The following is a 24,392-nucleotide window of genomic DNA, read 5'->3' as shown; positions in this document are numbered from 1 at the left end:
ATTATAGTACTACTCTATAAAATAAAAAACTCTAGTGAAAACTAGAGTTTTTTTTAATGATACATCTACCCCTCAGAGAAATATCATTCAATAGCGAAATAAACCCCCTAAATTTATTTCACTACAAATATGCTTCTTTTTCAATTTATTCTTTAAAGGAAAAAACCTTTTTCTTATTACTAAATACACCTTATATATATAAAGCAAAAGCTCTAGTGAAAACACTAGAGCTTTAATTTAATGATATAATCACCCCTTAAAGATAATATCATTCAATAGCGAAATAAACCCCCTAAGTTTATTTCAAGGCAAATATGTTTCTTTTTCAACTCAATCTTTTAGGAAAATCACCTTTTTAGGACATCTAAACAACCTTTTTTCACAAAAAAATCAGATGTGTTTATTTCTTCTATATAATTTGTTAGAAAAAACTCATTATCTAATTTTGGGTCATTAAATAATATTAAAAATGAATAGAGAAGCCTTATTAAAGTTAACTGATAAATACCAATCACCACTTTATGTTTATGATACTGAGAAAATTATAAGTCAGTATAAGAAAATTACAACTGCTTTTTCAAAAGTTAAAAGTTTAAAAATAAACTATGCTGCTAAAGCATTATCTAATATTAACATTTTAAAAGTTTTTAACTCTTTAAAAAGTGGATTAGATACTGTTTCTATTCAAGAAGTAAAATTAGGTTTATTAGCCGGTTTTGCTCCTGAAAATATTATTTACACTCCCAATGGTGTTTCTTTACAAGAGATTGAAGAGGTTGCTAAATTAGGTATCCAAATTAATATTGATAATTTATCTATCTTAGAACTGTTTGGTCAAAAGCACCCAAAAATACCCGTATGTATTCGTATTAACCCTCATATAATGGCTGGAGGGAATAGCAAAATATCTGTAGGTCATATCGATTCAAAGTTTGGTATTTCCATACATCAAGTGCCTCATATAAAAAGAGTTGTTGAAAACACAGGTATGCATATTAACGGTGTTCACATGCATACCGGATCAGATATTTTAGATATTGATACTTTTTTAAGAGCTTCTGAAATATTATTTAATACTGCTAAAGAATTTAAAAACATAGATTTTATAGATTTTGGTAGTGGATTTAAAGTTCCATATAAAAATGATGACATTTCAACCAATATTGAAGAATTAGGAAAAAAGCTAACGCAACGTTTTAATAATTTTTGTAAAGAATATGGTAAAGATGTTACTTTAATGTTTGAACCTGGAAAATTCCTAGTTAGTGAAGCTGGTTACTTTTTAGCTAAAGTTAATGTTATAAAACAAACTACTTCTACAGTTTTTGCAGGAATAGATAGTGGGTTAAACCATCTTATACGCCCAATGTTTTATAACTCTTATCATCATATTGAAAATATTTCTAACCCAAAAGGTAGAGAGCGTTTTTACAGCATTGTTGGTTATATATGTGAATCGGATACTTTTGGCTCTAATAGAAGAATTAATGAAATCTCTGAAGAAGATATTTTATGCTTTCATAACGCTGGTGCTTACTGTTATTCAATGTCTTCAAATTACAATTCAAGATATAGGCCTGCCGAAGTTATGATTTATAAAGGAAAGGATTATCTTATTAGACAAAGAGAAACTTTCGATGATATTTTAAAGAACCAAGTTGAGATTTCTTTATAAAATAAAAACTCTGACTAAATTAGTCAGAGTTTTTTTAAAATATAATCAACCCCTCAAAGACTATATTTTAAAACGTTGTAATAAAGTCCCCTATCTTTATTAACTGTTACAAATATGCTACTTTATTTTAATAAAATTCATAGGAAAACCCCCCTTTATTTGGTTTTCTGTTAAAAAAAACAAAAAGCCTCCATATTTATGGAGGCTTTTTCGCTATAAAATATAGAGTTTTAAAAAATGTATCGTAATCCTAATTGCATTTGCCAACGAGAATTTAAGCTCGTATCATACACAAATGTTTCTTTTAAATTTGAATTAAAAGAATATGTTGGCTGTTGCGTATAATCTGGCACATAATTCGCTGGATTTGTATTTGCTGGGTTTACATCTGGAAACCTAACTCCTACTGGTTGTACATTTCCTACCTGCTGTACAACCCCCCAATCTGAATTAATTAAATTACCTACATTTAATACATCCAAACTCAATTGTATAGTATTTTGTTTGTCTTTTGAAACATTAAAATTAAAATCTTGTAGTATTTTCAAATCCCATTTCCCTCTCCATGGCGCTAATGCTCCATATCTTTCTACAAACTGCCCTCTCCTAGAATTTAAATACTCATCTTGATTTATATATGCCTCAAAAGCCGTAGCTTCTGCTGCCGAAGCAAAATTCATCTGAGATAATTCTGATGTTGTAGGAATATATAATAAATCATTTAAGGCTGAGCCGTCGTTATTTATATCTCCTCCATAAGTATAATTAAACCTTCCTCCTTTTGCATACTCAAAGAATGTAGATATTGTTGTTGCATATTTGTCTCCTCCATACGTAAACTTCTTAGACGCTATACCTATTACCCTATGCGTATCTCCATATTTAGAAAAAGCTAATACATCGTTATTTGCATTACCCGTTACTGGATTAAAAGCAAAAGCATCTCCTGTAATTTCTGCTTCTATTGAGTTTACATCTTTAGAATTTAAATAACTATAGGCCACATTTGCATACAACCCATTTTCAAAAGATTTTTCAATTTTAAATGAAGCATTAAAAGTTCTTCCTTTATCAGAGTTTGTAAATACATAGGCATTATTTCCTTTGTCTGAATTTGCATAGATTACTCTATTTCCACTAGCATTTCCTTGTAATGTAGCTGTTGGATTACGTAACCCCCAGTTTTGTACATGTGCTCCATTAATATCTTTTGTATACGCTATGTCTCCTGACACAACATAACCACTTTCAAATTTATAATCTGCTCCAATGTTTGTTCTCCATACTTGTGGAAATTTAAAATCTGGATCCACCATTTGGTAGAAAAACACGTTAGGATTCGCTATTTGGTTTCCTAACCACACAAAAGGCAAACGCCCTGTAAATACACCCGTTCCTCCTCTTAATTGTAAAGTTTTGTCTCCTTTTGCATCCCAATTAAAACCTAGTCTAGGTGAAACTAACCATTGATTTGTTGGCATTTTTCTATTATCTAATTTTACGGTCTCTCCCGTATTTGGATTAAAGTAATCTATACTCGGAACAAAACAACATGCATTATCAATTACATCTTGCGCTTTCTTTGCCGTATCAAAAAATAATGGTTTGTCAAATCGTATACCATACGTTAATTTAAGTTTTTCATTAACTTCCCATTCATCCTGTACATAAAATGCTAACTGACCTACGTTAGTTTCTGCTAATGCCCATCCTCCTTGATTTCCAACACCTGCACTATTTAAAGCATTATGAGATGATATTGCTCCATTAAATTGTGCTTGAAAATTAGCAACCAAAGCTGCTTCTGCTGTAGGGTTTCCAACTGTGTTTCTAAATTCTGAGATACTTCCTGTAGGAAAAAATACTCCTTGCGCTCCATACACTCCTAAGTTAAATGAATTATCAAATTGAAATTTTTCAAAAGAGAAACCAACTGTAAAAGTATGATCTCCTTTAAAAAAGTTCATATTATTTGTTAATTGAAATACTTTTTGATCTAATTTATTGTGAACTGAAAAAGGTTCATGTCCTGCAATAATATAGTTTGAACTACCTGTATCATCTAAAATACTAATTGATGGTGCTGGCGATGATAATGCATTCCTAAAATCGTCAAAATGTGTATATCCAATTTGAAGTTTATTTGTAGTCTCTTCATTAAATGTAGAATTTAACTCTACTAAAAATGAATTAATATTATTATTAATTTCATATCCTGCATTCTCAAACTGTAAAGTTGTTGCACTTGGTCCTCTAAAACCTAATGCTGTTGGATGTGCTGGTTTTTCTTTTTGTGCTCTTAAAAAATTATAAACAAAAGCTAAACGATGTTTTTTATTTACATTCCAATCTAATTTAAAAATTCCTTTTGTTGATTTAGAATTGTATGTAAAACCTTTGTAAGCTCCCGTATTATAAAAAACATCTGCTCCATTGGCATCTTTTCCTATGACAACTTTAGAGAGTATATTTTGTACTAATTGTAAATCCGATTCTAAAACTCTAGATTCATTGATTCCACCACTTCCTGTATTTGGTATCCAACCTGCCGAACCTAAATCTGTACGATCATCCTTTTCAAAATTTGCAAAAAAGAATAATTTATTTTTTATCACAGGACCTCCTAAACTTACTCCATATTGAGCTTGATCCAATTTAGGTTTTACTACTGATTGTCCTTTAATCTCTCCTCCGGTTAAATCTTGATTTCTATAGAATCCATAAACTGTACCTTTAAATTCATTGGTACCACTCTTTGTTACTGCATTAACTGAAGCTCCTGTAAAACCTGATAGAGTAACATCATATGGCGCTGTAGAAACAGAAATCTGTTCAATTGCATCTAAAGAAACCGGTTGTGAATCAGTTTGACCGCCTGGTGTTGCTGCATCTAATCCGAATGGGTTATTAAAAATAGATCCATCCAATGAAAAATTATTATACTGGTCGTTTCTTCCTCCAAATGAATTACCACTTGCTGTTGGCTCTAATCGAGTAAAATCTGAAGCAGAACGTGATATAGTTGGTAAGGTTTTTAATTGAACTGAACTCACACTTGTTTGTGCTCCTGTTCTATCGTTATTAAAAATTTTACTTTTAGATGCTGAAATAACGACTTCATCTAATTGCTCACCATCTTCCGATAGTTTACCATTAATGTTAGTTGTTTTTCCTAAAGTTAAAAACACATTATTTATTTCTTGTGATTTAAACCCTACATAACTAAACGTAATTTTATAGGGGCCCCCAACCCTTAAATTTGGTATCGTGTATTTACCATTATCTTGAGCTACTGCTCCAGATAAAGTCCCCGTAGGCACGTGCAATATTACAATGTTTGCTCCGAATAATACTTCCCCTTGATTATCGGTTACTGTCCCCTTTATTTTAGATGTAGTTATCTGAGAAAAAACAGATGCACTTAGTAAAATAAAAGAAAATAAAATTAATTTCTTCATAATAGTACTAGTTTTCATTAAGTTATCTCTCAAATTTACGCAATAAAAAAATCCGCTCAACAGAGCGGATTCATTCTTTATTAACATGTATTCAACAATTAATTACTTTTCAGCAACAACTTCAAATACGATATCAGCTACAACTGCTCTGTGAAAACGTACAGCAGCGTTATATTTTCCTAATCTTTTTACGTTACCTCCAGTTACTTTGATAAATTTCTTATCTATTTCAGTACCTGCTTTAGCTAATGCTCCAGCAACATCAATGTTATTTACTGATCCAAATAATTTATCACCAGAACCTACTTTAGAAGAAATTTTTAACTCATAACCTTTTACAGTATCAGCTAATTTAGTTGCATCTTCAATTAATTTAGCTTCTTTATAAGCACGTTGCTTTAAATTTTCAGCTAATACTTTTTTAGCTGAAGAAGTAGCTAAAACTGCAAATCCTTGAGGAATTAGGCAATTACGACCGTAACCATTCTTAACAGTTACAACATCGTCTTTAAAACCTAAATTTTCTACGTCTTGTTTTAATATCAATTCCATGTTTCTGCTTCTTTATTATTTTAATAAATCGCCAACGTATGGCATTAATGCTAAGTGACGTGCTCTTTTGATAGCCTGAGCCACTTTACGTTGATACTTTAATGATGTTCCTGTTAAACGTCTTGGTAAAATTTTACCTTGCTCGTTTACTAAATACATTAAGAAGTCAGCATCTTTATAATCGATGTATTTAATACCATTCTTTTTAAAACGACAGTATTTAGCTTCTTTTTTTGTTTCAATATCAAGTGGAGTTAAGTAACGTACTTCTCCTTGCTTGTTTCCTTTTGCTTGTTGATCTATTGACGCCATTTCTTACTTTTTTGCAGATTTAACACGTTCTCTTCTCTTTTCAGCCCAAGCTGCAGCATGTTTGTCTAACTTTACAGTTAAATAACGCATAACACTATCGTCTCTTCTGAATTCTAATTCAAAAGCGGCAATAGCATCTCCTGCTACTTTGTAGTCTAATAAATGGTAAAAACCACTTTTTTTCTTTTCGATTGGATATGCTAATTTTTTTAAGCCCCAATCTTCTTTAGAAATCATTTCTGCACCTTTAGAAAGTAAGTAGTCCTCAAACTTCTTTACTGTCTCCTTTATCTGAGTTTCAGATAAAACGGGATTCAAAATGAAAACAGTTTCGTAATGATTCATAATTAAATTGTTTAAAATTTATTTTTAAGTCTGCAAATGTACCTCTTTTTACACTAAAAAAAAAGCAAATACACTCTTTAATTAAAACCCTCATTTTTAGTATTTTTGTTTTTAAATTAATCTTCTTTTTTTATGCAAATCCCTGAACTTCCTAATTTAATTCATTATGCCATTCCATTTTTTATAATAACTATTATTATTGAAGTTATTCTAACTGTTAAGGTAAAGCTTGAAGATTATGAATTTAAAGATGCAATTACGTCCATAACTATGGGCTTAGGAAATGTATTTATTGGTTTATTTACCAAAATTTTAGTTTTAGCTTTTTTTGCATTTTTATATAAGTATCGTGTTTTCACCATACCTTTTACTTGGTGGGCTTGGATTTTACTACTTTTCGCTGAAGATTTTGTTTATTACTGGAATCATAGAATTGCACATGAAAGTCGTTTATTTTGGGCAAGCCACGTAGTACATCATTCGTCTACTAAATATAATTTAAGTACCGCTTTACGCCAAACATGGTCTGGTAGTTTTTATACTTTTATTTTTTGGGCTCCTTTAGCCATATTAGGTTTTCATCCACTAATGATTTTAATGCAAATGAGTATTAGTTTATTATATCAATATTGGATACATACTGAACTGATTAACAAACTACCTAAATGGTTTGAGTCTATTTTTAATACTCCTAGCCATCATAGAGTACATCATGCAACTAATCCTCAATATTTAGATAGAAATCATGCAGGAATATTTATTATTTGGGATAAACTATTAGGTACTTTCGAGCCTGAAATAGAAAAACCTATTTATGGCTTAGTTAGCAATATCAATACCCACAATCCCATTAAAGTTGCTTTTATCGAATGGCACAATATGTTAAGAGACATTTTTACTAGTAAAACTAGTATTCGCAAAAAAGTTTTGTATCTTTTTAAACCTCCTGGATGGAAACATGACGGAACTGGTAAACTTTCTAATCATTTACGTAAAGAATGGGAAGAAAATAAAAAAGGAGAAGTTTAAAACTTCTCCTTTTTTATTAATTAATATCAAATCGAACTCCTAATGAAATATTTCTTGTACTTGTATTTTTAAATAATGAATTCAAATCATACTTAGCATACAACCCACAACCTTTATAAGAGGCATATGCACTCAATCCATAATTTAATACATTGGTATTAAAACTTGCTTTTTGTACTTCTTCCACTTTTACTCCTTCTGCATTTTTATATTCTAAATACTGACGTGTACCTAATTTAAACCCAAAGAAACCACCGATTCCAAAATGAAATGACTCATGCGTTCTATCTGCAATTTTTTCATCTGAGTATTTTTTGTTTTTTGAAAAATCAAATTCTAAATGCATAGGAAAAGTCATTTGTACATGCCTAAGTCTACTTTCAGAAAGATTATTTACATGTGTATTTAATACTGTTTGATTTCCGTTAACTGTATGATACTTATTATTTTTAGCTCTTAAATTATTCCATAGAAAAGAAAGTCCATACTTAAAATAAAGCTTCGACGGGTCTTTAGAAAAACGTGTTTTCCATGTAAAACCTAATTCATAAAAATGTGATTGCCAAAATTTATACTCAGAATTATTCAGAGAACTTAATTCATTATCTGTTAAAACATTATTAACTCCTGTAGCAAAAACTATTTGGGTTGTAGTTCTCTTATCTCTTCTTCTCTTTTTTACTTTTTCTTTCTCTCCCAAAAATTTAAACTTCGCTCCTCCGATACTAAAAGTAAAGTTTTCATCTTTTTCCGAATTACTTGCTATTCTTCCGTTTGTTTTATCCTGTACCAGTTGCTGTAACTTTAATTCTTCTACACTTACCCTCTTTTCAATACGGCTTGCATGCAACTCTGCTGCTTCTTTTTTTAGTTTTGTAGCATCTTCTTGAGTTATTATTTTTTTCTCAAGTTTATCATTTATTGATTTTACTTTTTGTTTTAAACTATCTTTTTCTTGTTTCGTTATTTTTTCTATTTTATTGGCTATTTTACTTACTTCTTCCTCAAAAGATTTCTCTTGAGATTGGGCAACAGTTGTTATAAACAACACTAATAATAGTATTCTTTTCATTTTTTAAATTTTAAATTAAACAGGTAATAATTTGGGTAGTTTAATTATCGATAATTAATAAGCGCTTTATTTATTTCTATCTGCAATTGATACAATTACATCTGAAAGTTTTAGTTTTAATTTACTCATGAAATTTTGCTTAAAATCTGATTCTTCTATATTAAGCTCTACTTCTGCAAGAATAGTTTCTGGGTTTATTTTTAGCTTAGATTTTGTTAGTTCATCTTGTATAACATCTAACACATCGTTCCTATTTATTTCATATTTTGCATAATACTCTTTTACTTCTTCTGATGAATGTGTTACTGCAAATAATAAATAATCACTATTTATTTTTATTCTTGATTTTATCTTTTTCTTAGGTTGACTCTGAATCTCTTCCTTTATTGAAAAATCATTTATTCCCTTTGATTTTTCTCTTTTAACACTTTCTATAACAGCAACCGATTCTTCTATATTACTTGCTATAATATTCTTACTAACTTTTTTATCCACCTCTAAATCAACGCTTTTAATCACATTAGATACATTATTATTTTTCTTGGTTTCTTCAGATAATTTTACAACTGCCTTTTCAACTAATATATCTTGCTTAAGGTCTACTTCTTTTATTTTGAAAGTATCTAAAGCTGTCTCTACTATTATTTCTTCGTTAATTACACTTTCATCACTTCCTGAATCTAGATAAAAGAACCCGATACTTATTAATAAGACTATACATGCTGCATAGCTCAAAAACTCAATTCTTTTTTTCTTTTTTCTCGTTTTCTCTTGATCCAATTGAGCACTTAAACGTTCCCATGCTGAAATAGAAGGTTTTAATGTTCTATTTTTAAGTTTATCATTAATATTTTTATCTATATTATTTATTTGCATCTTTAATTTTATTCAATTTTATATAACTCTCTTGCAAAAACTTACGCGCTTTAAACAATTGAGATTTTGATGTTCCTTCAGATATATTTAGTCTTTTTGATATTTCTGAATGCTTATACCCTTCTATAGCATATAAATTAAAAACTAACTTATACCCTTCCGGTAGTTTATCTATTAGTTTTTGAATATCTTCTACTGAAGTATTTTCTAAACTTTCTGTTGCTACATCGTTAAAAACAAAATCTTCTTCTGTTAATTGAATTGGATTTTTCTTTCTTAAATAAGTAAGACAAGTGTTTACAATAATTCTGCGGATCCAACCTTCAAAGCTTCCTTCGTTTTTAAACTTATTTAAATTCGTAAATACTTTAAAGAAACCTTGTAGCATTAAATCTTCTGCATGATGAATATCTTTTACATATTGCCTACAAACGCCTAACATTTTAGGTGAGTACTGTTCAAATAAAGATTGTTGAGCTTCCCTATCTCCTTTGCTCGCTTTTTTTATTTGTTCAGATTGCTTGTTATGTAACTGAATAATTTTCAACTCAAATTTTCGTTTTTTGCTTACTTACAAATATATAGACTACATGATTTAAAAAAAGGTTGCTTTATGACAAAAAAAGAATCTCCAATTTTAAATAAAATCGGAGATTCATATATCACAATTGAATGATATTCAGGGAGGACCTTATGTACAAAAAAAGTCTTATACCTCTGAACTATACAACAAAGATATACCTTTAAAGTAATAAAACATGTAGGAAAAACACTTGTTATTCATAGTTTTAATGCTTTTTTACTGTTTTTTAATTCCTTCCTAAACAGTTCACTAGTTAATTCGGTTTTATAAAAAGGAATTATTTCTTTTAAAATTTTCTTTCCTTCTTTTGAGTCTAATAATTCGGGAAAAGCTTTTTCAAGTACCTCTAACATAATAGCTGTTGCAGTAGAAGCTCCGGGAGATGCTCCTAATAAACATGTAACACTCCCATCTTTACTACTAATTACTTCTGTACCAAATTGTAGTTTACCTCCTTTATATTCATCTTTTTTTATAATTTGTACTCGCTGTCCTGCAACTTTCAATTCCCAATCTTCATCTTTAGCATCTTTAACAAATTTACGCAGAGCTTCCATTCTATCTTTATGTGACATCATTACTTGCTCTACTAAATACTTTGTTAATGGTAGATTATGCCAAAAAGCTCCTAACATTGGTGAAATATTATCAAGCTGAATAGATTTTAATAAATCTAAATTCGAACCTTCTTTTAAAAATTTAGGACTGAAACCTGCAAACGGTCCAAACATTAATTGTTTCTTTCCATCAATGAAACGAGTATCTAAATGTGGTGTAGACATTGGTGGATCTCCAATTCCTGCTTTGCTATATACTTTTGCATTATGCTGATTTATAATTTCATTATTATTACAAACCAACCATTCTCCACTAACAGGAAAACCTCCATATCCATCTTTCTCTTCAATTTCTATTTTTTGTAATAACAATAAACTTCCTCCTCCAGCTCCAACAAATACATGCTTTGCTTCTAATTCATGAATTTTATTATTCAAAGTATCCTTAACCTTAACCGTCCAATCTAAATCTGTATCGGGATCTACATCTTGTACTTCCATGTTACAATAAACAGGAGTATCAAATTCATTTTCTAAAATTGAAAAAAGTTTTTCAGTCAACACACCATAATTAACCTCTGTCCCTCTATCAATTCTAGAAGCTGCCATAACATCTTCTTCTGTCCTTTCTCTCATAATTAGAGGAAACCACTCTTTCATTTTTTCTATATCTCTTGTAAACTCAATAGAATCGAACATAAAATGTTTTTTAAAAGCTTCAAATCTTTTTTCAAGGTAATCACTATTATCTTTCCCAGTTACCCAACTATGATGTTTTACAGGAGAAACAAATTCATTTGGTTTATCTATTAAATTTTCATTTACTAAATAAGACCAGAATTGTTTAGATATTTCAAATTGCTTACAAATTTGAATAGCTTTATCAATAGAAATGCTTTTATATTCATTTTCTGGGCAATAATTTAACTCACATAATGCAGAATGTCCAGTGCCTGCATTATTCCACCCTGCCGAACTTTCTTTTGCTACTCCATCTAATCGCTCTAATATTAAAATCTTCATTTTAGGATTTAATAGTTTTCCTAATAGAGCTAAATTAGCACTCATAATACCTCCTCCAACACAAATTAAATCGTATTCTTTATCAAAACTCATTGAATATCACTTTTTAAGGTTTAACGTAAAAATAGTAAGTTTTAATCATTCAATAATTCGCTTTAAACATTTCTTATGAAAACTTGCTCAGTATAATTCTTTATACTACTTTTATTTTGAAACATATCTAACAAAAGAGTTTTAAGTGTATGGATTATAATGCAACGATAGAAGAAGAAAACAAAGAAATAGCAAACAGATATAAAAACTTATTAAAAGGAACTTATCAAACCTTATCTGATGAGGATAAAAAACTAATACGTAAAGCTTTTGATATTGCAGTTGAAGCACATTCTGAGCAACGTAGAAAAACAGGAGAGCCTTATATTTTTCATCCTATTGCCGTTGCTAAAATTGTAGCAGACGAAATTGGACTAGGTGCAACTTCTATTGCTGCTGCATTACTTCATGATGTTGTTGAAGATACACACTATACTATTAATGATATGGAGCGTTTGTTTGGTGAAAACATTGCTCGAATAGTAAGTGGACTTACTAAAATATCTAATCTAAAAAAAGAGCAAGATTACTCTATACAGGCTGAGAATTTCAGAAAAATGTTGCTTACATTACATGATGATGTACGAGTTATTTTAATAAAAATTGCAGATCGTTTGCATAATATGCAAACGATGGATGCAATGCCAGCGCATAAACAAGTAAAAATAGCTTCTGAAACTTTATATATCTATGCACCTTTAGCACATCGCTTAGGATTATATAATATTAAAACCGAATTAGAAGATTTAGGTTTAAAATATACCGAACCTGATGTTTATAAGGACATTTTAAATAAAATAAAAGATAGTAAAGAAGAGCAACAAAAATATATAGATACTTTTACCGGTATTCTAAAAGAAGCATTAGATCAAGAAGGTTTTAGGTATGAAATTAAAGGACGTTTTAAATCGATTTTTTCTATTAGAAGAAAAATGCGAAAACAAAATGTAACGTTTGATGAAGTTTATGATAAGTTTGCTATTCGAATTATTTATGAACCTACTTCAGGAGATGAAAAATTTGATGCTTGGAAAATATACTCTATCGTTACAGATTTTTTTAAACCTAACCCTGCTCGTCTAAGAGATTGGATTTCACAACCAAAATCAACGGGATACGAAGCTTTGCATATTACTGTTATAGGACCTGAAGCAAAATGGGTTGAAGTACAAGTTCGTTCTGAAAGAATGGACGAAATTGCTGAAAAAGGATATGCAGCTCACTTTAAATACAAACAAGGTTCTGTCCAAGAAAATGGTCTAGAAGGATGGTTAAATCGTTTAAAAGAAACGCTAGAAAACCAAAGCTTAGATGCTGTAGATTTTGTTGAAGATTTTAAACTGAATCTATATGCAAAAGAAATATATGTCTTTACACCCAAAGGAGATTTAAAATCGCTCCCAAAAGGAGCTTCAGCATTAGATTTTGCTTTTTCTGTACACACAGATGTTGGTTTAAAATGTAGAGGAGCAAAAGTAAACGGAAAATTAGTTCCTTTAAGTTATGAACTTAAAAGTGGTGATCAAGTTGAAGTACTTACTGCTAGTAACAACAAACCCAATGTACGCTGGTTAGATTTTGTATTAACAGCCAGAGCACGTACTAAGATAAAATCTGCTTTAAAAGCAGAAGAAAAGAAAATAGCTGAAGAAGGAAAAGCCATTCTTCTTAGGAAATTACGTCATTTAAAAATTGGTTCTAGTGAAAGAATTATTCACGAACTTGCAGGTTATTTTGGGCTAAAAACTAGTTTCGATTTATTTTTTAGAGTTGGTAATGGGGCTATTGATAATACACAATTGAAAGAATTTGTAGCGCAAAGAAGTGGACTTATTATGGGCTTCATTAAAAATACTTTTCGCCGTAATCCTTCTAAAAATATTTCTGAAAAAGAAGAAGTCACTAATAAATTTGATGCTTTAGTTTTTGGGAAAGAAGAACAAACTTTAGATTATACTTTAGCAAAGTGTTGCTCCCCTATTCCTGGCGATAAAGTTTTTGGTTTTGTTACCATTAATGAAGGTATTAAAATTCATAAAAATGATTGTCCGAATGCTATTTCTTTACAATCAAATTATGCATACAGAATTATGCCTGCAAAATGGATTGATTCTACCAAGCAAGAATTTACAGCTATTTTACATTTATCAGGTATTGATAATAAAGGAATTGTAAATAATATTACACGAATAATCTCTAATAGTATGGATGTATTTATCCACACAATTAATATATCTGGTGATCATGGTGTTTTTGAAGGGAAATTATCATTAAGTGTAAAAAATAAATCCCAATTAAGTAAGCTAATAGATAACATGAAAAAAGTAGATGGTGTACAAAAAGTAGAACGTGTTAATACTTTGTAAATATCATTTTAATATCCTTGTTTTTTTATCAATAAATAACTGTAAATTTGTCCTTTCGTAAATTTTAAACTAAATGAGTAATTCAGCAGAAAATCAAGAAATTGTAAAAAAAGTTTTCACTTCTTTTCTAGAAGATAATAAACATCGCAAAACACCAGAGCGTTATGCGATTTTACAAGAAATATATGAAGCTGAAGAGCATTTTGATATTGAATCTTTATATATCAAAATGAAAAATAAAAACTATCGTGTGAGTAGAGCAACACTATACAATACTATGGATTTATTATTAGACTGTGGATTGGTACGTAAGCATCAATTTGATGGACAATCAATGGCTCGCTATGAAAAAAGTTACTTTGATAAAAACCACGATCATGTTATACTTACTGATACTGGTGAAGTAAAAGAGTTTTGCGATCCAAGAATTCAAATTATCAAAAAAACAATCGAAGAAGTTTTTGATATTGATATTCACAATCATTCACTTTATTTCTACGGAACAAAAAAGAACACAAAATAACAACAACAAACACACTTAACAACACACTAAATGGCAGTAGATTTATTACTCGGACTACAATGGGGAGACGAGGGAAAAGGTAAGATAGTAGACGTTCTTACAAAAAACTACGATATTATTGCTCGTTTTCAAGGAGGACCGAACGCAGGTCACACTTTAATTTTTGATGGAAACAAACATGTTTTACATACAATCCCTTCAGGAATTTTTCATAAAACAGCTTTAAATGTAGTTGGTAATGGAGTCGTAATTGATCCTGTTATCTTTAAAAAAGAATTAGAAAACTTAGATGTTCATAATATTGATTATACCTCTAAATTATTAATTTCTAGAAAAGCTCATTTAATTTTACCAACACATAGGTTATTAGATGCTGCTTCTGAAACTTCAAAAGGAAAAGCAAAAATTGGTTCTACATTAAAAGGAATTGGCCCTACTTATATGGACAAAACTGGTAGAAACGGAATGCGTGTTGGAGATTTAGAATTAGACAACTGGAAAGATAAATATAGAGCATTAACCAAAAAGCATATCAGTATGCTTGATTACTTTAATGTTCAAATAGATTACGACTTAGATGAATTAGAAGCTGAATTCGATTTAGGTATTGAAAAATTAAGAACACTTCAATTTATAGATTCTGAAGAATTTTTAAATACAGCTATAAAAGAAGGGAAAACAATTTTAGCAGAAGGAGCACAAGGTTCTTTATTAGATATTGATTTTGGAACGTACCCTTTTGTAACTTCTTCTAATACAACTGCTGCTGGTGCTTGTACTGGTTTAGGTATAGCTCCAAATAGAATTGGAGATGTATTCGGAATTTTCAAAGCCTATACAACACGTGTTGGTTCTGGTCCTTTTCCAACTGAATTATTTGACGCAGATGGAGCAGAAATGGCTAAAGTAGGCCATGAGTTTGGAGCAACAACAGGTCGTCCTCGTCGTTGTGGTTGGTTAGATTTAGTAGCATTAAAATATGCTGTTGATGTTAATGGTGTTACTCAACTAATGATGATGAAAGGTGATGTTCTTTCTGGATTTGATACTTTAAAAGTATGTACATCATATAATTATAAAGGTGAAGAAATAAGCCATTTACCATATAATATTGAGCCTGAAAATATATCAGTAAATTATACTGAGTTTAAAGGATGGGAAGATGATTTAACTAAAATGACTTCAGCAGATCAGTTACCAAAAAATTTACTAGACTATGTTTCTTTTATTGAAAAAGAAACGGGAGTTCCTGTAAAAATTGTATCTGTAGGACCTGATAGAAAACAAACAATTAATAGATAATAATTAAAAGGAGTTCTTAAAAGAGCTCCTTTTTTATTTATTGCAAAATGATAGAAGAATATTTAAATAATATAACAAAACAGTTTAAATCTTATAAAGAAGTAGCTGACAAAACATTAAATCAGTTAAAAGAAAAAGATTTACATTGGAAATTTAATGATGAAAGTAATAGCATTGCTTCTATTATTATTCATATGTCTGAAAACATGCTTTCTCGATGGACCGATTTTTTCACTTCTGATGGTGAAAAAAAATCGAGAAATAGAGATCAAGAATTTGAATCTCAAAATTTATCTCAACAAGAATTATTAGATAAATGGGAAAATGGTTGGGATTGTCTTTTTACGGCCTTAAGTAGCTTAAATCAAACAAATTTCAATCAGCCAATTTATATAAGAAACAAGCAACATAAATTAATTGAAAGTATTACAAGACAAATAGCACATTACCCTTATCATATAGGGCAAATAGCTTATGTAGGAAAAATGATTTTAAACACCAAATGGCAAACTGCTTCAATAGCCAAAGGAAAATCAGAAGAGTTTATGAAACAAGAATTTGAAAAAAATTCATAAAAAAGGAGCTCTCTTCAGAACTCCTTTTTATTACTTTTTATTTTCACTTAAAATTTCTTGTCCAAACTTATTACACAATAGTAATGTTTCTTTAACATCATCCATCGTGGTTTTCGGGTTTATTAAGCACATTCTCAATACCACTTGTTTATTTAAAATAGTGGTTACTAACAATGCTTCTTTAGATTCCATTACTTTTTTAGAAATCTTCTGATTCAATTCATCTACTTCAGGTTCAGACAAATTTAAACCTATAGGATTGTATCTAAAATTAATAACAGCCAAAGTTGCTGGTGAAATAATTTCCCATTTACGACTCTTACGTAAAAGCTTTTCTACATCATCTGCCAATTGAATATTATAGGTTACGGCTTCTTTAAAAGTATCTAATCCATATGTTTTTATAGACATATAAAACTTTAAAGCTCTAAACCTACGAGTTAATTGAACTCCATAATCGTAAAAATTTATCTCTGATTCGTTCCCTTCAATATCTCGTAAATATTCAGGTTTTTCGCTAAAAGTATTACTTAACCAAGAAGCATCTTTTACAAGTAAACATCCAATCTCATAAGGCTGATAAAACCATTTATGTGGGTCAACAGTTAAAGAATCTGCTCTTTCAATTCCTCGTAAAGCTTTCGCTCCTTTCTTAGATAAAATAGCAGCTCCTCCATAAGCTCCATCAATATGAAACCATAGCTTTTCTTCTTCACAAATATCTGCAATCTCATCTAGAGGATCAACAGTTCCCGTATTCGTAGTTCCTGCAGATGCTATAAAGCAAAAAGGTTGTAATCCTTCTAATCTATCTTTAGCAATCGCATTTTTTAGCTTATTAATGCTAATTCTAAATTCAATATCCGTAGGTAAAACTCGTATCTGTTCTTTTTTAAATCCTAAAACACGAATTGCTTTAATATTAGATGAATGTGCTTGGTCTGACAAATAAATTACAGCTTTCGAAAAATCATCTCCACATTTAATTCTACGTGCAGTAACTAAAGCTGTCAAATTAGCCATAGAACCACCGCTAGTAAAAATACCACCACCCTTTTTCACAGGGAAATTAAACATTTTCAACAACCAATTCATAGTTACAATTTCTAACTCAGCTGCCGCTGGAGATGCTACCCAACCTCCTGAAAAAATATTAAACCCAGTTGCTAAACTATCAGCCATTGTACTAATAAAATTACTAGGTCCAGGAACAAAGGAATACGATTTAGGATGTGAAATAACTGTACTATTAGGTATTACATTTTTCATTACGAAATCTAAAACCTCTTTAGCATCCATTCCTTCTTCTGGTGCTTCCTGTAAAAACAGGTTATCCATTTCTTCACGAGTTGCTGAAGTAACAGGTTTTTTGTCATTTAAAGTGTCCCAATGCTCCGCAATTAGGTCAACTATTTTATATCCATAAGATTTCATTTCTTCTAGAGATAAATCAAAATGGGCGCTCATAAAAATATTTTTTTATTGTTTTTACAAAATTAGCTATTTAAAAAACGGCACTACCTCTTTTTACTTAATAATTTTATTGGTTTATTAAGAAATATAGCACGTTCTTTTCGCTATTTTTGTTCTCTAAATTTTGTTATTTTGAAAAAACTATTTCTTTTAACTTTTTTATTATTCTCTATAGGAAGTTATTCTCAAGCAAAAAGAATTAAAATTCTTTCTACAGAGCAAAGTATTTCCGATGAAGATAAATACCCTGGAGCGACTGTACTAATCGGTAATGTAAAAATGGAACATGAAGGAGCTACTTTAGAATCTAAATTTGCTTTACTATATAAAAAAGAAAACATATTCAAAGCTGTTGGCGATGTAGTTATTGAACAAGGTGATAGTATTATTCAATATAGCGATTTTGCTTTGTACAATGGAAATACTAAAAAAGCAAAATCTTGGGGACACGTAGAGATTAATGATAAAGAAATGAAGTTAAGTACAGATACACTTTATTTTGACAGAAAAGAACAAATCTTATTTTATCCAAACGGAGGAACGATTCGTGATAAAAAAAATACATTAAAAAGTATTAGAGGTACCTATTTCTTAAAAGACAAAAAATTTACAGCAAAATCGAAAGTAACAGTTGTAAACCCAGAAAATAATTTAGAATCTGATCATTTAGATTATTATACTAATTCTAACTTAGCCTATTTATATGGTCCAAGTACAGTTACCAATTTAAAAGATAGCACAAAAATTTATTCAGAAAGAGGGTTTTATGACACAAATACTGACATTTCTTATTTTGTGAAAAATGCGAAACTCTTTTTAAAAGAACGAACAGTTTTAGCTGATAGTTTATATTATGATAAACGTCGAGGTTTTGCTTCTGCAACCAATAGGATAAAAGTTATAGATACACTTCAAAACATGGTTACCAAAGGTAATTATGCTGAATTATATGAAAAAAAGGATTCTCTTTTTATTATTGATAAACCTGTAGCCATAACTGTCGTTGATAAAGATTCTATGTATGTGGCTGGTGATAAAATCTTATTAACAGGTAAACCTGAAAATAGAATTGTTCGCGTTTTTAAAAATGTAAAAATATTTAAATCCGATTTACAAGGGAAGTGTGATTCTATTCATACAAGTCAAACAACTGGATTAACTAGAATGTTTGTGAATCCTATTTTATGGTCAGGGAAAAATCAAATTACTGGCGATAGCATTCAAATACTCACTAATAAAAAAACTGAGAAACTCGACTCCTTAAAAGTACTACAAAATGCTTTTATGGTTCAAAAAGATTCTTTATCAATAGAAGATTTTAATCAAATAAAAGGTAGAAACATATACGGTAAGTTTAAAGACAATGATTTAAGAACAATGCTTGTAAAAGGTAATGCAGAATCTTTATACTACAATAGAAACGAAGACTCCCAAAAACTAGAGACTATTACTAAAGAAATTGCTAGTGATATAGAATTTACCTTAGAAAAAAATGAAATAATTCAAACAAAATATTTTAAAAAATCCGAAGGAAAAACATTTCCTCCTTCTGAATTCCCTTCCGAAGAAAAAAAATTTAAAGGATTTATTTGGCGCGCTGATGAGCAACCCAAAACTGTTGAAGATATTTTTATAAAAAATAAAAAAACTACACTTCCAAAAAACACAAAAAATGACACTGCTGTAAAAAAGGCTAAAGTTAATTTTTTAAAAGAAAGTAGTAAAAGAGTCAAGAAAAAAACAGGATTAAAAAATTTCAAATCGCGAAATTAAATTGAAAAACGATTTTTTAAAATACCAAGGACAAACTACACCACATCCATTAGCTATTGAGATTTCTCATGCGAGTGGAAGTTATATTTATAATAACAATGGTAAAAAAATGTTAGATTTTGTTGCTGGTGTTTCTGCTAATAGTTTAGGGCACAATCATCCAAAAGTTACACAAGCAATTAAAAATCAATTAGATTCTTATACGCATGTAATGGTATACGGAGAGTTTATACAAAAACCTCAACTAGAGTTATGTAAAGCTTTAGTTAATACATTACCTAAAAAGCTATCTTCTGTTTACCTTGTTAACTCTGGAACTGAAGCTACAGAAGGTGCTCTTAAATTAGCAAAAAGATTTACTGGAAGAAGTGAGATTATTGCTGCTAAAAATGCCTATCACGGAAACACGCAAGGTGCTATGAGTGTTTGTGGCGCAGAGCAACAAAACAGTGCTTTTCGCCCTTTAATTCCTGGTATTAAATTCATAAAATTTAACAACGAATTAGATTTAAATAAAATTACTAAAAATACTGCTGGTGTTATTTTAGAAACCATTCAAGGAGGTGCTGGTTTTATTGAACCTAAAAACAATTATTTAACTAAGGTTAAACAACGTTGTGAAGAAGTTGGTGCTTTGTTAATCTTAGACGAAATTCAAACTGGTATTGGACGTACAGGTAAATTTTGGGGATTTGAAAATTACAATGTTACTCCCGATATAATTATTGCAGGAAAAGGTCTTGGTGGAGGAATGCCAATAGGCGCTTTTATTTCTTCTGTTGAAATAATGAATAGCCTAAAAGAAAACCCTAAATTAGGACACATTACTACTTTCGGCGGACATCCTGTTATTGCAAGTGCTGGACTAGCTACTGTAGAAGAAATTACTTCAACGAATCTAATTGAAGAGACGCTGAGAAAAGAAAAATTAATACGAGATAAATTTAAAAATCATCCAGCTATTAAAGAGATTCGAGGGAAAGGTTTAATGTTAGCCTTATTTGTTGACTCTCCTGAAATAGCTTCAAAAATTATTTTAAACTGTTTAGAAAAAGGAGTTATTCTTTTTTGGCTACTTTTTGAAGGTAATGCAATAAGAATCACCCCCCCATTAACTATTTCTGATGAGGAAATTAATGAAGGATGTGATATTATTTTAAATGAGCTTAACAATACTTAAACCAAGAATTCAAATAAATTAGGTTTATCATTTAAATACTCTCCATAAAAATTGCGCTCTTTCATTCGCCTAATTAATGGAGATAAATCTGATTGCTTTTCTAATTCTATTCCAACTACAGCTGGACCGTTTTCTCTACTTGTTTTTTTAGAATATTCAAAATAGGTAATATCATCGCTTTTCCCTAAAACATCTATTACAAATTCTTTTAGTGCTCCTGCCCTTTGTGGAAATTGAATAATAAAATAATGTTTTAACTTATTATATAATAAAGCTCTTTCTTTTATTTCAGCAGTTCTTGTTATATCATTATTACTTCCACTAATAACACAAACTACATTTTTACCTTTAATTTCCTCAGCATAAAAATCTAATGCAGAAATTGTCAAAGCCCCAGCTGGTTCTACAACAATTGCTTCTTTATTATATAAATCTAGAATTGTTTGACACACTTTCCCTTCAGGAACAGTTATCATATCATGTAAATTTTCTTTACAAATATCTAATGTTAAGTTCCCTACTTGTTGTACGGCTGCACCGTCAATAAATTTATCTATTTTATCTAGTCTTACATTTCTATTTTCTGAAATAGATGTTTTCATAGATGGTGCCCCTCCTGGTTCTACTCCTATTATTTTTGTGGTTGGTGATAACAATTTAAATATACTCGACAGTCCAGAAGCCAATCCTCCTCCTCCTACAGGAACAAATACATAATCTATAGGAGTCTCTAACTGCTTAATAATTTCTAACCCAACTGTTGCTTGACCTTCTATAATTTTTTCATCATCAAAAGGGTGGACAAATGTTTTACCTAAAGTATCACATACATGCTTTGCTGATTTATAAGCATCATCAAAAGTATCTCCTGTTAATTCAATATCTACATAATCCCCACCAAACATTTTAACTTGCTCTACTTTTTGTTTTGGTGTTGGAGACGGCATTACTATTGTACCGTGAATTTTTAGTTTTTTGCATGCAAAAGCAACCCCTTGCGCATGATTTCCAGCACTGGCGCAAATAATTCCATTGCGACGTTCTTCTTCAGATATTGAGCTTATTTTATTATAAGCTCCTCTTATCTTATACGATCGTACTTGTTGTAAATCTTCTCGTTTTAAATAAATAGCAGATGCAAACTTTTCTGAATAAATAAAGTTTTTTAATAACGGTGTTTCAGTAGCTACACCTTGTAATGTAGCTACTGCTTCCTCCACTGCTTTTATAGTTGGTCTGTATTTTGTTTCTACCTGCATACTTTTAATGAAAAACTACTGCTTCTTTTTCTTCTTCTTGACTTATTACTTTCATAGCTGTCATTGACGTTCTTAAGGTTTTTCCTATTTTTTCAATTGGATGACTTTGTATTGATTCATTTATTCGAATTAGCTCTAAGTTATCAACTTCATTAGAGTCTGTATATGATTTCCCTATGATTGAAGTATCAACTGTTTTCATAAAATCAACTAATAATGGTTTTGCTGCATGATCAAATAAATAACATCCATACTCAGCTGTATCAGAAATAATACGGTTCATTTCGTATAACTTCTTTCTAGCTACCGTATTTGCTATTAATGGTAATTCATGTAAAGATTCATAATATGCCGACTCTTCTTTTATACCTGAAGCTACCATAGTATCAAACGCTAATTCTACTCCTACTTTAACAAAAGCAACCATTAATATACCATGATCAAAATATTCTTGTTCGCTTACTTCTACTTCAGTTGCCTCAGTTTTTTCAAAAGCAGTTTCACCTGTAGCTGCTCTCCACGATAATAAATTTACATCGTCATTTGCCCAATCTTCCATCATTGTTTTTGAAAAATGACCTGACATAATATCATCCATATGTTTAACAAATAATGGTTTAAGTATTGTTTTCAATTCTTCTGAAAGCTCAAATGCTTTTATTTTTGCTGGGTTAGATAAACGATCCATCATATTCGTAATTCCTCCATGCTTTAATGCTTCAGTAATTGTTTCCCAACCATACTGAATTAGTTTAGAAGCATACGTTGGCTCAATTCCTTCTGCTAACATCTTATCAAAAGATAAAATTGATGCAGTTTGTAAAACACCACATAAAATAGTTTGTTCCCCCATTAAATCTGATTTTACTTCAGCTACAAAAGAAGATTCTAATACACCAGCTTTGTCTCCTCCGGTTGCTACAGCATAGGCTTTTGCTTGTGCCCATCCTTTATTTTCTGGATCATTTTCTGGATGCACTGCAATCAATGTAGGCACTCCAAAACCTCTTTTATATTCTTCTCTTACTTCTGTTCCAGGGCATTTTGGCGCTACCATAATTACAGTTAAGTCTTCGCGGATTTTCATACCTTCTTCAACAATATTAAATCCATGAGAATACGATAAGGTTGCTCCTTTTTTCATCAAAGGCATTACTGTTTTAACAACTCGTGTATGCTGCTTATCTGGTGTTAAATTTAATACCAAATCTGCACTAGGTATTAACTCTTCAAACGTACCAACATTAAAATTGTTTTCTGTAGCATTTCTATAAGAGGCTCTCTTTTCTTCAATAGCTGCCAATCTTAATGCATATGATACATCCAAGCCGGAATCTCTCATGTTTAAACCTTGATTTAAACCTTGAGCTCCACAACCAATAATTACTACTTTTTTTCCTTCCAATGCTTTAACTCCTTCTGAAAACTCTGAAGCTTCCATAAATCTACATTTTGCAAGTTGCTCTAATTTTCCTGCTAATGATAATGTATTAAAATAATTTGTTGCCATAATTCGTTGTTTTTAGCTTTACGCTTTTATATTGTTTTTTGTAACAGATAAAAGTTTTCGTTTAAAATATCTGTTGCGTTTAAGTTTATTTTATTGTTTAATTCTTTAGAATACATAAAGTAATCTTTATGTTCTCTAATAGTATATTTTGATTTTTCTATATAAAAATCAGTATCAATTGCTAAGTAATCATCTTTTGATGTTTTTAAAATCCTATCGTTTAAAAAACGCTGTAACCTTTTAAATACACTTGTCTCTTTTATCGAATGCTTAAAAGAAACACTCCCTATATATTCTCCTTTATTTTGAATTTTATCGAAAAAATTAAATATTCCTTTCGCTTGATTCAGATCTAAAAAAAACAAAACACCTTCTAATAAGATGAGAGATTTCTTATCTTTTTTTATTCCATCAATTTGAACATACAAACCTTCCTCATAATCTTTACTAAAATCCGTTCCTAAAAAATGAATGTCTCTTCTAGGTAATTCACTCGTTTCTATCCAATTGGAAATTTTAGCTTTTTTATAATTAACAATAGCCGGTTTGTCTATTTCTATATGAACTATAGATTCATCTAATAAAAATGGATACATACTAAATCCAGCTCCAAAGTTTATAAGAATGTCTATTTCAGTTAATCGTTCTTTAATTTTCTCTAAAAAAAATCTATTTCGTACACAATGAGTATTAACCTCTTCTTCAGAAACTTCAGTTAAGTAATCATCTACCCACACTTTTGTTTTTCTATTATTCCAAAGTTTTGAATACAAATCATTACTTAATGTTGTATTCATGGCTCTAAACATAGAAGTCATAAAAGCTGTTTCGTGTATTTTAAGATTTTTCTTCAAGT

At 30.2% G+C, this 24,392-nt stretch carries 20 protein-coding genes; 8 read left to right on the top strand and 12 right to left on the bottom strand.

The window, feature by feature from the left end:
- The first annotated feature begins 469 nt into the window (after nucleotides 1-469).
- A complete protein-coding gene (lysA, locus tag Q0881_RS03755) occupies nucleotides 470-1,675 on the top strand; it encodes a diaminopimelate decarboxylase (RefSeq protein ID WP_299157128.1) in 1,206 nt (401 codons plus the stop codon).
- Between the two features lie 230 nt (nucleotides 1,676-1,905).
- Here lysA and Q0881_RS03750 read toward each other — a convergent pair whose 3' ends face one another.
- From Q0881_RS03750 to rpsF, 4 genes are all read right to left on the bottom strand, one after another.
- Nucleotides 1,906-5,133 (bottom strand): carboxypeptidase regulatory-like domain-containing protein, encoded by a 3,228-nt coding sequence (locus Q0881_RS03750; RefSeq protein ID WP_299157127.1) that lies wholly within the window; start codon nucleotides 5,131-5,133, stop codon nucleotides 1,906-1,908.
- Between the two features lie 102 nt (nucleotides 5,134-5,235).
- Nucleotides 5,236-5,685: a 50S ribosomal protein L9 gene (rplI, locus tag Q0881_RS03745; protein ID WP_299157126.1), complete on the bottom strand. Its 450-nt coding sequence runs from the start codon at nucleotides 5,683-5,685 to the stop codon at nucleotides 5,236-5,238.
- 15 nt (nucleotides 5,686-5,700) lie between these two features.
- Entirely contained in the window at nucleotides 5,701-5,997 is a 297-nt protein-coding gene (rpsR, locus tag Q0881_RS03740) for a 30S ribosomal protein S18 (RefSeq protein WP_068705048.1), read from the bottom strand.
- A 3-nt stretch (nucleotides 5,998-6,000) separates the two neighbouring features.
- A complete protein-coding gene (gene rpsF / locus Q0881_RS03735) occupies nucleotides 6,001-6,342 on the bottom strand; it encodes a 30S ribosomal protein S6 (RefSeq protein ID WP_299157125.1) in 342 nt (113 codons plus the stop codon).
- Between the two features lie 132 nt (nucleotides 6,343-6,474).
- Between rpsF and Q0881_RS03730 the strand changes: the two genes are divergently transcribed.
- Nucleotides 6,475-7,371, top strand: coding sequence for a sterol desaturase family protein (locus Q0881_RS03730; protein ID WP_299157124.1), 897 nt, complete (start codon nucleotides 6,475-6,477; stop codon nucleotides 7,369-7,371).
- A 16-nt stretch (nucleotides 7,372-7,387) separates the two neighbouring features.
- Here the strand turns inward: Q0881_RS03730 and Q0881_RS03725 are convergent, their stop codons facing one another.
- The 4 genes from Q0881_RS03725 to mqo all read right to left on the bottom strand — a co-directional run bounded on the left by Q0881_RS03725 (nucleotide 7,388) and on the right by mqo (nucleotide 11,575).
- Nucleotides 7,388-8,443 (bottom strand): hypothetical protein, encoded by a 1,056-nt coding sequence (locus Q0881_RS03725; protein ID WP_299157123.1) that lies wholly within the window; start codon nucleotides 8,441-8,443, stop codon nucleotides 7,388-7,390.
- A gap of 66 nt (nucleotides 8,444-8,509) precedes the next feature.
- Complete coding sequence (locus Q0881_RS03720) at nucleotides 8,510-9,319, bottom strand: hypothetical protein (protein ID WP_299157122.1); 810 nt, start codon at nucleotides 9,317-9,319, stop codon at nucleotides 8,510-8,512.
- Complete coding sequence (locus Q0881_RS03715) at nucleotides 9,306-9,866, bottom strand: sigma-70 family RNA polymerase sigma factor (RefSeq protein ID WP_299157121.1); 561 nt, start codon at nucleotides 9,864-9,866, stop codon at nucleotides 9,306-9,308. Before Q0881_RS03715 ends, Q0881_RS03720 begins: the two co-directional genes overlap by 14 nt.
- A 233-nt stretch (nucleotides 9,867-10,099) precedes the next feature.
- Nucleotides 10,100-11,575 (bottom strand): malate dehydrogenase (quinone), encoded by a 1,476-nt coding sequence (mqo, locus tag Q0881_RS03710; RefSeq protein ID WP_299157120.1) that lies wholly within the window; start codon nucleotides 11,573-11,575, stop codon nucleotides 10,100-10,102.
- A gap of 149 nt (nucleotides 11,576-11,724) precedes the next feature.
- Here mqo and Q0881_RS03705 point away from each other — a divergent pair, with 149 nt between their 5' ends.
- From Q0881_RS03705 to Q0881_RS03690, 4 genes are all read left to right on the top strand, one after another.
- The gene (locus Q0881_RS03705; RefSeq protein WP_299157119.1) at nucleotides 11,725-13,941 is read left to right on the top strand and encodes a RelA/SpoT family protein; all 2,217 of its coding nucleotides are present in this window, start codon (nucleotides 11,725-11,727) and stop codon (nucleotides 13,939-13,941) included.
- Between the two features lie 73 nt (nucleotides 13,942-14,014).
- On the top strand, nucleotides 14,015-14,464 hold the full coding sequence (locus Q0881_RS03700) for a transcriptional repressor (RefSeq protein WP_299157118.1): 450 nt from the start codon (nucleotides 14,015-14,017) through the stop codon (nucleotides 14,462-14,464).
- A gap of 30 nt (nucleotides 14,465-14,494) precedes the next feature.
- Nucleotides 14,495-15,766, top strand: coding sequence for an adenylosuccinate synthase (locus tag Q0881_RS03695; protein WP_299157117.1), 1,272 nt, complete (start codon nucleotides 14,495-14,497; stop codon nucleotides 15,764-15,766).
- 47 nt (nucleotides 15,767-15,813) lie between these two features.
- Entirely contained in the window at nucleotides 15,814-16,341 is a 528-nt protein-coding gene (locus tag Q0881_RS03690; RefSeq protein WP_299157116.1) for a DUF1572 family protein, read from the top strand.
- A 30-nt stretch (nucleotides 16,342-16,371) separates the two neighbouring features.
- On the opposite strand, the gene Q0881_RS03685 is transcribed toward Q0881_RS03690, so the two are convergent.
- The gene (locus Q0881_RS03685) at nucleotides 16,372-17,808 is read right to left on the bottom strand and encodes an aspartate aminotransferase family protein (protein WP_299157115.1); all 1,437 of its coding nucleotides are present in this window, start codon (nucleotides 17,806-17,808) and stop codon (nucleotides 16,372-16,374) included.
- A gap of 138 nt (nucleotides 17,809-17,946) precedes the next feature.
- Here Q0881_RS03685 and Q0881_RS03680 point away from each other — a divergent pair, with 138 nt between their 5' ends.
- The gene (locus Q0881_RS03680; protein ID WP_299157114.1) at nucleotides 17,947-19,587 is read left to right on the top strand and encodes an OstA-like protein; all 1,641 of its coding nucleotides are present in this window, start codon (nucleotides 17,947-17,949) and stop codon (nucleotides 19,585-19,587) included.
- A gap of 1 nt (nucleotide 19,588) precedes the next feature.
- Nucleotides 19,589-20,767, top strand: coding sequence for an aspartate aminotransferase family protein (locus tag Q0881_RS03675; protein WP_299157113.1), 1,179 nt, complete (start codon nucleotides 19,589-19,591; stop codon nucleotides 20,765-20,767).
- On the opposite strand, the gene ilvA is transcribed toward Q0881_RS03675, so the two are convergent.
- From ilvA to Q0881_RS03660, 3 genes are read right to left on the bottom strand one after another with little or no spacing between them, the layout of a single operon-like run.
- Entirely contained in the window at nucleotides 20,764-22,026 is a 1,263-nt protein-coding gene (gene ilvA / locus Q0881_RS03670) for a threonine ammonia-lyase IlvA (protein WP_299157112.1), read from the bottom strand. The genes Q0881_RS03675 and ilvA overlap by 4 nt on opposite strands.
- 4 nt (nucleotides 22,027-22,030) lie before the next feature.
- The gene (gene ilvC / locus Q0881_RS03665; RefSeq protein WP_299157111.1) at nucleotides 22,031-23,536 is read right to left on the bottom strand and encodes a ketol-acid reductoisomerase; all 1,506 of its coding nucleotides are present in this window, start codon (nucleotides 23,534-23,536) and stop codon (nucleotides 22,031-22,033) included.
- 26 nt (nucleotides 23,537-23,562) lie between these two features.
- Nucleotides 23,563-24,390 (bottom strand): class I SAM-dependent methyltransferase, encoded by an 828-nt coding sequence (locus Q0881_RS03660; RefSeq protein WP_299157110.1) that lies wholly within the window; start codon nucleotides 24,388-24,390, stop codon nucleotides 23,563-23,565.
- Nucleotides 24,391-24,392 lie beyond the last annotated feature (2 nt).

The sequence above is a fragment of the uncultured Tenacibaculum sp. genome, assembly GCF_947494125.1.
GTDB lineage: Bacteria > Bacteroidota > Bacteroidia > Flavobacteriales > Flavobacteriaceae > Polaribacter.
This window is presented reverse-complemented; position numbering and strand designations above follow the sequence as displayed.